The organism is Streptomyces sp. NPDC091209 (assembly GCF_044757755.1).
Lineage (GTDB): Bacteria > Actinomycetota > Actinomycetes > Streptomycetales > Streptomycetaceae > Streptomyces.
In genome coordinates, this window is record NZ_JBIVVR010000019.1 from 38,364 (window position 1) to 52,078 (window position 13,715).

The 13,715-nt window shown below is 69.3% G+C and carries 12 protein-coding genes; 3 read left to right on the forward strand and 9 right to left on the reverse strand.

Going from position 1 to position 13,715, the window contains the following annotated elements:
• The first annotated feature begins 43 nt into the window (after positions 1–43).
• Complete coding sequence (locus ACIQRL_RS37115; RefSeq protein WP_401340027.1) at positions 44–1,849, forward strand: ATP-binding protein; 1,806 nt, start codon at positions 44–46, stop codon at positions 1,847–1,849.
• The gene (locus ACIQRL_RS37120) at positions 1,846–2,526 is read left to right on the forward strand and encodes a response regulator (RefSeq protein ID WP_401340029.1); all 681 of its coding nucleotides are present in this window, start codon (positions 1,846–1,848) and stop codon (positions 2,524–2,526) included. Before ACIQRL_RS37115 ends, ACIQRL_RS37120 begins: the two co-directional genes overlap by 4 nt.
• A 104-nt stretch (positions 2,527–2,630) precedes the next feature.
• Here ACIQRL_RS37120 and ACIQRL_RS37125 read toward each other — a convergent pair whose 3' ends face one another.
• The 3 genes from ACIQRL_RS37125 to ACIQRL_RS37135 all read right to left on the reverse strand — a co-directional run bounded on the left by ACIQRL_RS37125 (position 2,631) and on the right by ACIQRL_RS37135 (position 5,459).
• Complete coding sequence (locus ACIQRL_RS37125; protein ID WP_401340031.1) at positions 2,631–3,692, reverse strand: ABC transporter substrate-binding protein; 1,062 nt, start codon at positions 3,690–3,692, stop codon at positions 2,631–2,633.
• Between the two features lie 98 nt (positions 3,693–3,790).
• The gene (locus ACIQRL_RS37130; RefSeq protein ID WP_401340033.1) at positions 3,791–4,654 is read right to left on the reverse strand and encodes an ABC transporter permease; all 864 of its coding nucleotides are present in this window, start codon (positions 4,652–4,654) and stop codon (positions 3,791–3,793) included.
• On the reverse strand, positions 4,644–5,459 hold the full coding sequence (locus tag ACIQRL_RS37135) for an ABC transporter ATP-binding protein (RefSeq protein WP_401340036.1): 816 nt from the start codon (positions 5,457–5,459) through the stop codon (positions 4,644–4,646). Before ACIQRL_RS37135 ends, ACIQRL_RS37130 begins: the two co-directional genes overlap by 11 nt.
• 163 nt (positions 5,460–5,622) lie before the next feature.
• Between ACIQRL_RS37135 and ACIQRL_RS37140 the strand changes: the two genes are divergently transcribed.
• Entirely contained in the window at positions 5,623–6,315 is a 693-nt protein-coding gene (locus ACIQRL_RS37140) for a response regulator (protein ID WP_401340038.1), read from the forward strand.
• Between the two features lie 73 nt (positions 6,316–6,388).
• On the opposite strand, the gene ACIQRL_RS37145 is transcribed toward ACIQRL_RS37140, so the two are convergent.
• The 6 genes from ACIQRL_RS37145 to ACIQRL_RS37170 form a co-directional block, all read right to left on the reverse strand.
• The gene (locus ACIQRL_RS37145; RefSeq protein WP_401340040.1) at positions 6,389–7,981 is read right to left on the reverse strand and encodes a cation acetate symporter; all 1,593 of its coding nucleotides are present in this window, start codon (positions 7,979–7,981) and stop codon (positions 6,389–6,391) included.
• Positions 7,978–8,466, reverse strand: coding sequence for a DUF485 domain-containing protein (locus ACIQRL_RS37150; protein ID WP_401340041.1), 489 nt, complete (start codon positions 8,464–8,466; stop codon positions 7,978–7,980). Before ACIQRL_RS37150 ends, ACIQRL_RS37145 begins: the two co-directional genes overlap by 4 nt.
• A gap of 105 nt (positions 8,467–8,571) precedes the next feature.
• Positions 8,572–9,258 (reverse strand): response regulator, encoded by a 687-nt coding sequence (locus ACIQRL_RS37155; protein WP_401340043.1) that lies wholly within the window; start codon positions 9,256–9,258, stop codon positions 8,572–8,574.
• Positions 9,255–10,406 carry a sensor histidine kinase gene (locus tag ACIQRL_RS37160; protein ID WP_401340046.1) on the reverse strand — a complete coding sequence of 384 codons (1,152 nt, stop codon included), beginning with the start codon at positions 10,404–10,406 and terminating at the stop codon, positions 9,255–9,257. Before ACIQRL_RS37160 ends, ACIQRL_RS37155 begins: the two co-directional genes overlap by 4 nt.
• Positions 10,403–10,930: a DUF1453 domain-containing protein gene (locus ACIQRL_RS37165; RefSeq protein ID WP_401340049.1), complete on the reverse strand. Its 528-nt coding sequence runs from the start codon at positions 10,928–10,930 to the stop codon at positions 10,403–10,405. Before ACIQRL_RS37165 ends, ACIQRL_RS37160 begins: the two co-directional genes overlap by 4 nt.
• A gap of 340 nt (positions 10,931–11,270) precedes the next feature.
• Positions 11,271–13,394, reverse strand: a complete 2,124-nt coding sequence (locus tag ACIQRL_RS37170; protein ID WP_401340051.1) for a type IIA DNA topoisomerase subunit B — start codon at positions 13,392–13,394, stop codon at positions 11,271–11,273.
• Positions 13,395–13,715: the final 321 nt, after the last annotated feature.

Sequence of the window (13,715 nt, forward strand, 5' to 3'; positions counted from 1 at the left end):
ACTCCCTTCGGACGGCCCCACGCGCCCCCGTACCGTCTTGGTCATGAGCCCCACTCCCCCCGTACGACGACGGCGCCTCGGTCTGCCGCGGCGGGTGTTCTCGCAAGTGCTGTTGACGCAGATCGCGATCGCGGCGGGAGTCGCCGTACTCGCCACCGGCCTGTTCCTGGCGCCGCTGAGCGCGCTGCTGGACGACCAGGCCATGCGGCGCGCCCTCGCGATCGCGCAGACCACGGCCGCCCAGCCGCAGATCGCCGTGGACCTCCAGAGGACGGCGCCCTCCAGGAGCGGCCCGGTACAGGCCGAGGCGGAGCGGATACGGAAGGCGAGCGGTGCCGATTACGTCGTCGTGATGGACATGCGGCGCATCCGCTGGTCGCACAAGAATCCGGCGGAGATCGGCAAGAAGGTCTCGACGAGCCCCCGCCTGGCCCTGGCGGGCAAGGACGTCATGGAGATCGACACCGGAACGCTGGGCCGCTCCGCACGGGGCAAGGTGCCGCTGCGTGATGGCGCCGGGCAGATCATCGGCGCGGTGTCGGTGGGTATCAAGTACGGCAGTGTGCGAGCCCGGCTGATCGACGCGATCCCGGGACTGTTCGCCTACGCGGGCGGGGCCATGGCGGTCGGCGCGCTGGCCGCGTATCTGATCTCCCGCAGGGTCCAGCGGCAGACCCGTGACCTGGCCTTCTCAGACATCTCGGCGCTGCTGGCGGAGCGTGAGGCGATGCTGCACGGCATCCGGGAGGGTGTGGTCGCCCTGGACCGCGGGGGTCGCGTGCGCCTTCTGAACGACGAGGCGCAGCGGCTGCTGGGGGTCGGCTCCGAGGCCATCGGGCAGCCGCTGGACGGCGCGCTGGGCCCCGGTCGTACGACGGACGTGCTGGCCGGACGCGTCACCGGCACGGACCTGCTCACCGTCCGCGGCCAGCGTGTCCTGGTCGCCAACCGGATGCCCACCGACGACGGCGGCGCCGTGGCCACATTGCGTGACCGGACCGAACTGGAGCAGCTCGGCCGCGAGCTGGACTCCACGCGCGGCCTGATCGACGCATTGCGCGCGCAGGACCATGAACACGCCAACCGCATGCACACGATTCTGGGGCTGCTCGAACTGGAGATGTACGACGACGCCGTGGAATTCATCGGAGAGGTGGTCGGCGACCACAAGGTCACCGCGGAACAGGTCACCGAGAAGATCCACGATCCGCTGCTCGCCGCTCTCCTGGTCGGCAAGGCGACCGTGGCGACCGAGCGTGGCGTGGCGCTGTGGATCTCGGACCGAACGCTACTGCCGGATCGTCTGATCGACCCGCGGGGGATGGTGACCGTCGTCGGGAACCTCGTCGACAACGCGCTGGACGCCGTCGCGGGCACGCTCCACGCGCGCGTGGAGGTCGAACTGCGCTCCGAGGGGCGCACCGCCGTACTGCGCGTGCGGGACACCGGGCCCGGCATCCCGGAGGAGCGACGGGAGTTGATCTTCACGGACGGCTGGAGCACCAAGGAGCCTCCCGCGCACGGCAAGCGCGGAATCGGCCTCTCCTTGGTACGGCGCCTCGCCGAGCGGCAGGGCGGCAGCGCGGAGGTGGCCGACGCGGACGGCGGAGGCGCGGAGTTCACGGTCGTCCTGCCGGAGGCGCTGACGGACCCGGCGCTCGTACCGAAGAACGGCCAAGTGCTGGACGGCAGGCGGACGGCGGCGGACGGGGTCACCCCCGTCCCCGGTCGGGAACCAGGAGTCGTACGACGGTTCCCGTCCCCGGAGACCACCGATGCCGCCCTGCCCGCCACCAGAACCATCGGGAACGTCGGGAACCCCCGGGACTCCAAGGGGGAGTCGCGATGATCGAGGTCCTGGTCGTCGACGACGACACACGGGTCGCCCGCGTCAACGCCTCCTACGTGGAGAAGGTGCCGGGCTTCCGCGTCGCGGGCGAGGCGTACAGCGCCGCCGAAGCGCTCCGCCGGATGGAGGAATCGCCGCGTCTGGACCTGGTCCTCATGGACCACTACCTGCCGGACGGAACAGGCCTCGCGGTCGTCCAGGAGATGCGCCTTCGGGGCCACCAGAGCGATGTGATCATGGTGACGGCGGCCCGTGACATCTCGACCGTCCGGGCGGCATTGCGGCAGGGCGCACTCCAGTATCTGGTCAAGCCGTTCTCGTTCACCGCGCTGCGCGCCAAATTGGAGGCGTACGCGGATCTGCGCCGCACCCTCGACGGCGGCGGCACAGCCGAACAGTCCGATGTGGACCGGATCTTCGGGACCCTCGCGTCAGGCGCAGCGCCGGATCTGCCCAAGGGCCACTCCCCTCCGACCGCCGAGCTCGTACGGCGCGCCCTGCTGGGCGCTGAGGGCTCCCTGTCGGCCCAGGAGGTCGCGGAGGAGACCGGACTGAGCCGGCAGACCGCGCAGCGCTATCTGAAGCTCCTGGAGCGTACGGGGAGAGCCGGGCTGACCCTCAGATACGGCGACGCGGGCCGCCCGGAGCATCGCTACGTCTGGGCGACCCGCGGCTGAGGACACGGCCGACGGGGCGGGACAGCGGCCGCACCCGTCGCGCGTACGACTGCCGTAGAGCACAGTCGTACGCGCGAGGAAGCAGCTCGACGCGTTCCCGGCGGTCAGCCGGTCGCCTTCTTCACGAACTCGGTGGTGTACGTCTTGCTCAGATCCACGTGGGCGTTCTTGATGTTGGGGTTGAACGCCTTGAGGACCTTCTCGACGGTCTCGGGACCGTTATCGGGCATGACGCCGTCCTCGGTGAACATCGGCAGCGTGGTCTTGATGGCCCCGGCGTACAGCGTCTTGTTGCCCTGGGAGTAGTCGGCGGGCATCTTGGCGGCGATGTCGGAGGCGCTGTGCCCGGACATCCACCGAAGGGTCTTCACGAAGGCGTTCGCCAGCTTCTGGACCGTCTCCTTGTGACCGTTGACCCAGTCCGTCTGCATGTAGAGGCTGGACGAGGGGTACGGTCCGCCGAGCGCCTCCTGCGAGCCCTCGGGCGTCCGCATGTCGACGAGCACCTTGCCGAGGTTCTTCTCCATGACCGTGGCTACGGTGGGGTCGGTCGTCATGCCGCCGTCGATGGCGCCCTGCTGGAGGGCGGAGACGAACGTCGGTCCGGCACCGACGGCGACCGGCGTGAACTCACTGACCTGTACGCCGTTCTTGACGGCGAGGTACTTGGTGAGGAAGTCGGTCGAGGAACCCAGTCCGGTGACGCCGAGCTTCCTGCCCTTGAAGTCCTTGGGTGACGTGATGTCGCCCGCACGCTTGTTGGAGACGATCTCGACCTCGCCCGGAGCGTGCGAGAACTGCACGACGGACTCGACGGACTTGCCCTTGGTCTGCAGGTCGAGCGTGTGGTCGTAGAAGCCGACGGCCCCCTGCACCTGTCCCGAGACGAGGGCGGTCTCGGCCTGGACACCTGCCGGCTCGCTGAGGAGCTGGACGTCCAGGCCCTCGTCCTGGAAGTAGCCGAGCCGCTGGGTGAGCATCGCCGGCAGGTAGATGACCTTGTCCAGGCCACCGACCATGATCTTGACGTGCTCCCCCTTGCCGCCGCCCCCGCCGCTGCCGGAGTCGGCCGTCGTGCTCGCCGCGTCGTTGGCGCAGGCGGTGAGGGAGGTGAGAGCGAGCAGACCGGCGGCTGCGAGCGCGGAGTATCTGGCGGTCTTGCGCATGGTGGTTCACGTCCTTGTGAAGGGAGGAGGGGCCGCGCGTACGTACGGCGGAATCGGGAGGGCGTACGGGCGGATTCGTGTGTGCCCGCGAGCCGGGGTCAGCGGTCGGATTCCGACGGCTTCCAGCGGAAGATGCGGCGTTCGCCGAAGGTCAGCAGTCCTTCGGCCAGCAGGGCGACGACAGCGAGGATGACCATCGCCGCGTACACCCCGGCCGCGTTGAACGTGCCCTGCGACTGCGCGACGAGCAGGCCGATGCCCTTGGTCGCGCCGATGTACTCGCCGACGATCGCGCCGATGAGCGCGAAGCCGAAGCTGACGTGGAGGCTGGTGAAGATCCACGAGGTGGCGGACGGAATGACGACCTGAAGCGTCACCCGGCGGTCGCTCGCGCCCAGGATCCGGGCGTTGGCCACCAGATTCCGGTCGACCTCCCGGGCCCCCTGGAAGGCGTTGAAGAACACCGGGAAGAAGACGAGCACCACGGCCGAGGCGACCTTGGAAGCCGGTCCGAGCCCGAACCAGATCACGAAGATGGGCGCAAGGACGATCCTCGGTATGGAGTTGAGCACCTTGATGTAGGGACCAAGAATGTCTGCCAGCAAGGTGATCCGCCCCAGGGCGATACCGAAGAGCACGCCGGCGACCACACCGATGACCCAGCCCAGCAGCGCCTCGTGAAGCGTGAACCAGATCTGCTCACCGAGGGAGCCGAGGGCGGTTCCGTGCATGACCCAGGTGTGGATCTGTTCCCAGATCTTCGAGGGCATGGAGAAGTTGAACGGGTCGATGACCTTGGCCCGCGCGAGCACCTCCCAGAGGCCGAGCACGGTGACCAGGAGCAGCACCCGGGCGGTGCCGACCACGATCTTGCGTCTGCGGGCGGCACGGGCACGGGAGTGCGCGCGGCCCGGGATCCTGGCTGTGTCGACGACCGGTGTGCTGAGAACCTCAGGCGACATCAGCGGCACCCCTCTCGCGGGTGATGCGGACCTCTTCACCGAGGGACTCCCAGATCTCGCGGTAGATCTCGATGAACCGCGGCTCGAGGCGCACCGATTCGACCTTGCGCGGCCGCGGCAGGTCGATGTCGAACACCTGCTTCACCGTGGCGGGCCCCGCGGTCATCACGACGACCTTGTCGGCGAGGGCGATGGACTCCTCCAGGTCGTGGGTGACGAAGACGACCGAGGCGCCCGTGCCTTCCCACAGTTCGAGCAGTTCGTCGGACATCAGCGCCCTGGTCTGCACGTCGAGCGCCGAGAACGGCTCGTCCATCAGCAGGATCTCGGGGTCGTTGACAAAGGTCGCGGCGAGGGCGACGCGCTTGCGCTGACCCCCGGAGAGCTGGTGCGGATAGCGGTCCTCGAAGGCCGCGAGCCCGACACGGGCGAGCCAGTCCCGGGCCCGCTCCTTGGCCTCCGCCTTGGGCACGCCGCGGAAGCGGGGTCCGGCCATCACGTTGGAAAGGACTGTGCGCCAGGGGAAAGTGGCGTCCTGCTGGAAGACGAAGCCGACCTTCTCTCCGACGCCGGCGACCGGCTCCCCGGCGACCAGGACCTCGCCCTCGGTGGGCTCCTCAAGACCGCTGACCAGGGTCAGCGTGGTGGACTTCCCACAGCCGGTCGGTCCGACGACGGCCACGAACTCACCCCGGCCGATGGTCAGGTCAAGCTCCCTGACTGCTGTGTGCAAACCCCCTGACGGGGTCTTGAAGATCTTGCTCGCGCCCCGCAGCTCGATGGCGGGGCCGGTGTCTGTGCTCATGGCCCGGGACCGTAGATGTGGTGCGGGCCACAGCATCAGTCTTGTGGGCGCAAGGCGTTCTTCTGCTCGCAAGGGTCTGTTGTGCTCATTTTGCTCGCGCTACAACAGCGGAGCCGAAACACGGGCGCAACACTCCGCCCAGGCCTTGAGAGAAAGAGGCCCGATGATTGACGTCCTGGTCGTGGACGACGATTTCCGCGTCGCCGAGATCAACGCGAGGTACGTGGGGAAGGTTCCCGGATTCCGGGTGGCCGCCCGCGCGCACACTGCCGCCCAGGCACTGGCCGCGGTCGAGCGCGCCCCCGTCGACCTCGTGCTGCTCGACCACTATCTGCCGGACCGGACAGGCCTCGAACTCGTCCACCAGATGCGGGAGAACGGTCATGGCACCGACGTCATCATGATCACCGCGGCCAGCGACGTGGTGACCGTCCAGGCGGCGATGCGCCTGGGGGCCCTGCACTACCTGGTCAAGCCGTTCACCTTCACCGCTCTGCGCAGCCGCCTCGACTCCTATGCCGCGCTGCGCCGCACCGTCGACCGGGTGGGCGGCCGGGGCGTGACGGGGCAGGAGCAGGTCGACCGGATCTTCGGCGCCCTGCGCACGGCCTCCGCGCCGTCCTCCCCGGGGCTGCCCAGCGGTCATTCGGAGCCGACGACGGACCTGATCTGCGACGTGCTGCACCACGCGAGCCATCCGCTGTCGGCCCACGAGGTGGCCGCCGAGACCGGCCTCAGCCGATCCACGGCCCAGCGCTATCTGCGGCACCTGGAACAAGCGGGACGACTGTGCCTCTCCCTCAAATACGGCGACACGGGGCGCCCGGAGCACCGCTACGCGTGGGTGGCGCCCTGAGCCGGCGCTCCGGTGACCGGGACTGCCCTGGGGAATGCCGCCCAGGGCGGTCCGTACGCCGCTCAGGGCGCTCTCAGACGGCCCCGGCGCCCGTGAGCGCGCGGACCTCGATCTCGGCGTGCTTGGCCTCGTCCGGCGGCTCCGCCGAGGTGACGGTGCCGAGCCAGCCCGCGAGAAAGCCCAGCGGGATCGAGACGAGGCCCGGGTTCTGGAGCGGGAAGTACTGGAAATCCACGCCGGGGAACAGTGATTCGGGGCTTCCCGACACCACCGGCGACAGCAGCACGAGCAGCAACGAGGGCACCAGGCCGCCGTATACGGCCCAGACGGCACCGCGTGTCGTGAAGGACCGCCAGAACAGGGAGTACAGCAGCACCGGCAGGTTCGCGGACGCGGCGACCGCGAAGGCGAGCCCCACCAGGAAGGCCACGTTGAGATCGCGGGCGAGGAGGCTCAGGGCGATGGCGATCACGCCGATGCCGACCGACGCGGCGCGGGCGACGGCGACCTCACCGTGGGGCTTCGCGTGGCGGCGCCGCACCGAGGCATACAGGTCGTGGGCCACCGCTGCCGAGGACGCGAGGGTGACTCCGGCGACGACAGCGAGAATGGTGGCGAAGGCGATGGCAGCGACGATCGCGAACAGCACGGTTCCGCCCGTGGAGTCGGCTCCGCCGCCGAGATCGAGGGCCAGCAACGGAACCGCTGTGTTCCCCGCCGCGTTCGATCCGCGCACCGCCTCGGGACCGACGACAGCGGCCGCGCCGAAGCCCAGCACGATCGTCATCAGGTAGAAGCCGCCGATGAGTCCGATCGACCACAGCACCGAGCGCCGGGCGGCCCGGGCCGTCGGAACGGTGTAGAAGCGCGACAGGATGTGCGGCAGCCCGCCGGTGCCGAGCACCAGGGCGAGCCCGAGGCTCATGAAGTCGAAGCGCGCCGTCCAGTCACCGCCGTACTTCAGCCCGGGCGCGAGAAAGGCCTGGCCGTGCCCGCTGCGCAGCGCGGCCGAGCGCAGCAGGTCGTTGATGTCACCGTGGAACCGCATCAGCAGCAGCACGGTGAGCACGATGGCCCCGCCGATCAGCAGAACCGCCTTGACGATCTGAATCCAGGTGGTCGCCCGCATCCCTCCCATGGACACGTAGATCACCATGAGGGCGCCGACACCGATCACCGTCCAGTTGCGCGCCGCGTCGCTCGTGCCTCCCAGCAGCAGCGAGACCAGACTGCCCGCGCCCACCATCTGCGCCACCAGATACAGAACGGACACCACCACCGAGGAAGTTCCGGCCGCGATCCGCACCGGCCGCTCGTCCATCCGGGCCGCGACGACGTCGGCGAGCGTGAACCGCCCGCAGTTGCGCACCAGTTCGGCCACCAGGAACAGGACGACCAGCCAGGCCACCAGGAAGCCCACGGCGTAGAGCATCCCGTCGTAGCCGTACAGGGAGATGAGTCCCGTGACACCGAGGAAGGAAGCGGCCGACATGTAGTCCCCGGAGAGGGCAAAACCGTTCTCCATCGGAGAGAACAACCGCCCGCCCGCGTAGAACTCCTCGGCCGAACCATGCCGGTTGCGACTCACCCACGTCGTGATCCCCAGCGTCACGGCGACAAACGCGCTGAACAGCAGCAGCGCCAGGGTCTGATGGTGGCCGCTCACCGCTCACCACCCCTGGCGTTCCGCGTCATCTCCTGGGTGTCCCAGCGCAGTTCCAGCGCGGCCCGGTCCCTGCGCAGCCGCGCGTGCCGCGCGTAGGCCCAGGCGAACAGGAACGTCGTGAGGAACTGCCCGAGCCCGGCGAGCAGCGCCACGTTCACCACACCGGCGACGGGGCGCGCCATGAACCCCGGCGCGGTCGTCGCGGTCACCACGTATCCCACGTACCAGGGGAAGAAGACGGCGACGGCCGGGATCACGAACCTGCGGTACCGGCCGCGCACTTCCTGGAAGGCGGCACTGCGCTGCACCTCCAGATAGACGTGGGCGGCCCCGCCCGCTCGTCCATCGCGCTCCGAGCGGGCGGCCGGCACGGCGGGAGCGAGCGCACCCGTGCCGTCCAACTCGCCCCAGCCGGAAGCGAGCGCGTCGTACCAGGGGTCGTCGAACCGGACCTCCCCCGTGTCGCCACCGTCGTGCTTGTCCACCGAACTCTCCTTGTCCGCGACCCGTTTCGGCCGCGTGCCCAAGGATGTGCAGATCGGGAGGCTCCCGGACTCCTCTCTCAGCGCTCTTCACCCCATCAGGTGACTTCATCCCGCGGGCGGCCGTACGAGACCTTTCCCATAGGCATAACGGACCGCTTGAGCACGGTCCTTGAGACCCGTCTTGGCGAAGAGGTTGTTGATGTGCGTCTTCACGGTGGCCGTGGACACATGCAGCTTGCGGGCGATCTCCTGGTTGCTGAGGCCGTCGGCGATCAGCAGGAGCACTTCGGTCTCGCGCGAGGTGAGCCCGTCGGGCGCCTCCGCGGGCGGCCGGGGCTCCGGTTCCGGATCCGACAGCCGCTCCAGCAGCCGTCGCTGGATGCTCGGCGAGAGCCCGGCGTCCCCGGAGAGCACGCTTTCCACGGCCCGCACGATCTCGTCGCCTCCCGCGTCCTTGGTCAGATAGCCGCGGGCCCCGGCACGGAGCGCGGGAAACAGCGACTCGTCGTCCGCGTACGTCGTGAGCACGACGACCTGCGTCCCGGGGTACTCGGCACGGATGCGCCGGGTCGCCTCGACCCCGTCGCAGCGGGGCATGCGCAGATCCATCAGCACGACGTCCGGAGCCAGTTCGGCCACCAGCGCCACCGCTTCAGCCCCGTCACCGGCCGATCCGACGACCTCGATCCCGGGCAGCAGTCCCAGCAGCATCACGATGCCCTCGCGCACGACCGTCTGATCGTCCGCGACCACAACCCGTGCCGGTTTCCTGCCTTCCACCCGCTCGGTCATACCGGCACCTTCAACGTCACCACGAACCCCTCCTCGCCCGGTCCGGCATCCAGCGAGCCGCCCAGCAGCTCGGCGCGCTCCCGCATGCCCAGCAGACCGTATCCGGCTCCCGAACCGCTGAGTTCGCCCGGCCTTCCACCCGAATCCCGTACGTCCAGCGTCACTTCGCGCTCGCCGTAGTCCAGCCGGATGTGGACCTTGGCCCCCAGAGCGTGTTTGCGCACGTTCGTCAGCGCCTCCTGCGCGACTCTGCGCACCGCCTGGGAAGCCTCCGCCGGCAGCGGCTGACGCTCGCCCGTCACCGTGACATCGGCACCGTCGGCGCTGGTGACGAGTTCACCGAGGAAGTCCTCGAGCGGAGACATCTCGCCCCGGAGCGCGGAGAGTGCCTGCCGGGTCTCCGCGAGTCCCTCGCGGGCCATTCCCCGTGCCGCCACGACCCGTTCGAGGATGACCTCCCGGTCCGCTCCCCTCTCGATGAGCAGCCGCGCCGCCTCCAGATGCACGAGCTGCGCCGAGAGACTGTGGGCCAGGACGTCGTGGATCTCCCGCGCTATCCGCGCGCGCTCCGCGAGCGCGGCCGACTCCGCCTCGGCCGCGCGGGCCGCTCGCTCCTGGGCCAGCAGCCGCTGCGCGCTCCCCCGCGCCTCCGCGTCGAGGCGCAGCACATACCCCGCGAGTGCGAGCCCCCCGGTGGTGGCCGCGGTGGTGAGCCAGACGTCGTTGTTGACCGTCGCGTACGCGCTCAGTGCCACCGTGGTGGCGGGCAACGCCGCCGCGAGGGGCAGCCGTTCGACGGCGACGACGGCACACCCGCACCACAGGACGAGCGCCGGAACCCTGAAACCCGCGCTCTGTCCCACGGCCGCGATCGCCAGCAGCAGGGCGAACAGCGCCAGGGACGGCAGCAGGCGATGCTCCAGAGTGGTCCGCCAGAACCCCCAGGCGAGGAACGCGCACGCCACGATTCCCGCGATGCCTCCGGCGAGCGCCCAAGCGCTCAGCTCCCTGTTCGTGAGCGTCGTCGCGATGATCGAGGCGAGCACGATGGTGCGCGCGACCCGGGCGAGCGCACGGCGGGCCTTGTGCACGCCCACTCGGGAGAGGGCCTCACGGGAGGGCCAGCGCATCCAGGCGTTGTCCGTCACAGGCGCTCCTTCCGCAGGACGCGGCCCACACCGTCACCGTACGCCGGCCTCTGTCCCGTCACCGCTGGCCGCGTGGACTGCACCCGCCACATCACGAGCCCGGAACGGACCAGCAGGGTTGCCGCCAGGGCGAGCATCACGGCGGAGGACGTCTGGTGCACACCGAGCAGGGCGCCGATACCGAACAGTCCCAGGCGCAGACAAATGCCCGCGATCCAGACGGCCCCGCCGGCTTTGGTGGTCTTGCTCCACACGGTGCCGTCCGGCTCCGTCCATATCCGGGTCGTCCACGCCCACCCGGCGCCGATGGCCAGCGCGGTCACCAGCTCCACGCCGAGCAGGAGGGACGCCTCGACCGGGTGGTGCGGGTCGACGACTCCGGGGTCGCGCAGGGCCATGAAGCCGAGAGCGGCGGGCACGATCCACCAGCGTCTGTCCGACCCGATCCGGCGGGCACGGAACTGGCGCGCGATCACCACGACGGCGACGGCGAGGATCGCCACAGCATTGATGAGCCCGGACATGCACGGCCTCCGTGAGCGAGAAGCGGGTGTCCGCAGCGAGCGCTGCCGACACCATCGACGCTACGGAAATCGAGCCCACCGCAGATCGGAGCCCGGGTGGATCGTGGGTGGATCTCACGCCCCCACGTCCCTCCACCCACGGGTGGAGCTCCGCCGCCCCGACCGGGCAGCGTGCGGCCAACCCCGAGGCCTCCCTCGCCCCGCCCCTGCCCGTCCCACCCCCGGGACCTCCGTCCGGGCCCCGCTCCTCAAAGGCCGGAGGGGCTGATCCTGCGTACGGAAGGAGCGGTGGACACCGCCCCTTCCCCCGACGAACCCGGCCCTGAGACCGCCCGAAGGGCTACGCGTCGATCCGCGACCGGTCCAGCGTCGCGGCCGAGCTGGAAATGAACTCCTTGCGCGGAGCAACATCGTTCCCCATCAGGAGATCGAACACCTGCTCGGAGGCCTCGAGGTCGGAGATGTTGATCCGGCGCAGCGTCCGGAACCGCGGATCCATCGTCGTCTCGGCCAGCTGATCGGCGTCCATCTCACCGAGACCCTTGTACCGCTGGATCGAGTCCTTGTAGCGCACGCCCTTGCGCTGCAGCTCCAGCACCGTCTCCCGCAGCTCACGGTCCGAGTACGTGTAGATGTACTTGTCCTGCCCCTTCTTGGGCTGGCTGAGCTCGATCCGGTGCAGTGGCGGAACCGCGGCGAACACACGCCCCGCCTCGACCATGGGCCGCATGTAGCGCTGGAACAGCGTCAACAGCAGAATCCGGATGTGGGCGCCGTCGACATCGGCGTCGACGAGAAGAATGATCTTCCCGTAGCGCGCCGCGTCGATGTCGAAGGTCCGCCCGGAGCCGGCCCCTATGACCTGGATGATCGCACCGCACTCGGCGTTCTTCAGCATGTCCGTCACGGACGCCTTCTGAACGTTGAGGATCTTGCCCCGGATCGGCAGCAGCGCCTGGAACTCGGAGTTCCGGGCCAGCTTCGCCGTCCCCAGCGCGGAGTCGCCCTCGACGATGAACAACTCGCTGCGCTCGACGTCGTCGCTGCGGCAGTCGGCGAGCTTGGCGGGCAGTGAGGAGGACTCCAGAGCCGTTTTCCGGCGCTGCGCGTCCTTGTGCTGGCGGGCCGCGATCCTCGTACGGGCCGCGGCGACGGCCTTCTCCATGACGACCCGCGCCTGCGCGGCCTCGTCCCGCTTCGCGGAGGTCAGGAACGCCTTGAGTTCCTTGGTCACCACGTTCGTCACGATGCGGCGGGCGGCCGAGGTCCCGAGGACCTCCTTCGTCTGCCCCTCGAACTGCGGCTCGGCGAGACGCACGGTGACGACCGCCGTGAGGCCCTCCAGCGCGTCGTCCTTGACGATGTCGTCCTCGGCGACCCGCAGCAGCTTCTTGGCCCGCAGGACCTCGTTCATCGTCTTGGCGACGGCCTGCTCGAAGCCGGCGACATGGGTGCCTCCCTTGGGCGTGGCGATGATGTTCACGAACGACTTCAGGGTCGTGTCGTAACCGGTGCCCCAGCGCATCGCGACATCGACACCCAGCTCACGGGTGACCTCGGTCGGCGTCATCTGTCCGTGCTCGTCGAGGACCGGGACGGTCTCCTTGAAGGTCCCCTGCCCGAAGAAGCGGAGGACGTCGTTGACCGGCTTGTCGGCGGCCAGGTACTCACAGAATTCGCTGATTCCGCCGTCGAAGCGGAACGACTCCTCGCCCTTGCTGCCGCCGTCGCCGAGCCCGTACTCGTCGCGGACGACGATGGTCAGGCCGGGCACCAGGAAGGCGGTCTGGCGGGCACGCTGGTGGAGGTGCTCCAGGGAGAGCTTGGCGTCCTTGAGGAAGATCTGGCGGTCGGCCCAGTAGCGCACGCGCGTGCCGGTGCGGGTCTTCGGGATCCGCTTGAGCTTGCGCAGCCCGCTCGTCGCGTCGAACGCCGCTTCGGGGCCGTCGGCCTGGAAGGACCCCGGGGTGCCGCGGCGGAAGCTCACGGCATGGGTCTGGCCGTTGCGGTCCACCTCGACGTCCAGCCGGGCGGAGAGCGCGTTCACCACGGAGGCGCCCACGCCGTGCAGACCGCCGGAGGCCGCGTACGAGCCGCCGCCGAACTTGCCGCCGGCGTGCAGCTTCGTCATGACGACCTCGACGCCGGAGAGGCCTGTCTTGGGCTCCACGTCGACCGGGATGCCACGGCCGTTGTCCCGCACCTCGACGGAGGCGTCGTCGTGCAGGATGACGTCGATGTGGTCGCAGTAGCCCCCGAGCGCCTCGTCCACGGAGTTGTCGATGATCTCCCAGAGGCAGTGCATCAGGCCGCGGCTGTCGGTCGACCCGATGTACATGCCCGGGCGCTTCCGCACTGCCTCGAGCCCCTCAAGGACGAGCAGGTGCCGCGCGGTGTAGTTGGAACCGTCCCGGTCTGCTCCGGTCAGCAGCGCTGTGGACGGCACGGACGTCTCGGCGGTCACGCGGTTCGCTCCTCGCTGAATTTCATGGGAGACCCTTTTGGGTAAGGGCCCGGCTTCGGTCGCCGCTCAGAGGGTACCGAGGCCTGGTAGAGCCGTTGTAACACCACCCTCGCATGAACTCACACTAGTCCAGGGTCGCATGGGTGTTCGATCCCTCGATGGAGTGAAGTACATATCACGTTCCCTTCGAGGCATGAACCATTTAGGCTCCGGGCACGTCCTCAAGAACAACCGGCAATCCAGCCGGGAGGACCGACACCTGACAGACAGCGCGAACCCGTACCGACACGAAGACACGCAATACGGCTCATTCGCCGCCAA

What these genes read in the sequence shown, in the direction of transcription:
- ACIQRL_RS37140 (WP_401340038.1), top strand. Translation starts at nt 5,623, where the DNA reads ATGATTGACGTCCTGGTCGTGGACGACGATTTCCGCGTCGCCGAGATC.
- ACIQRL_RS37135 (WP_401340036.1), bottom strand. Translation starts at nt 5,459, where the DNA reads ATGAGCACAGACACCGGCCCCGCCATCGAGCTGCGGGGCGCGAGCAAG.
- ACIQRL_RS37155 (WP_401340043.1), bottom strand. Translation starts at nt 9,258, where the DNA reads ATGACCGAGCGGGTGGAAGGCAGGAAACCGGCACGGGTTGTGGTCGCG.
- ACIQRL_RS37120 (WP_401340029.1), top strand. Translation starts at nt 1,846, where the DNA reads ATGATCGAGGTCCTGGTCGTCGACGACGACACACGGGTCGCCCGCGTC.
- ACIQRL_RS37125 (WP_401340031.1), bottom strand. Translation starts at nt 3,692, where the DNA reads ATGCGCAAGACCGCCAGATACTCCGCGCTCGCAGCCGCCGGTCTGCTC.
- ACIQRL_RS37165 (WP_401340049.1), bottom strand. Translation starts at nt 10,930, where the DNA reads ATGTCCGGGCTCATCAATGCTGTGGCGATCCTCGCCGTCGCCGTCGTG.
- ACIQRL_RS37115 (WP_401340027.1), top strand. Translation starts at nt 44, where the DNA reads ATGAGCCCCACTCCCCCCGTACGACGACGGCGCCTCGGTCTGCCGCGG.
- ACIQRL_RS37130 (WP_401340033.1), bottom strand. Translation starts at nt 4,654, where the DNA reads ATGTCGCCTGAGGTTCTCAGCACACCGGTCGTCGACACAGCCAGGATC.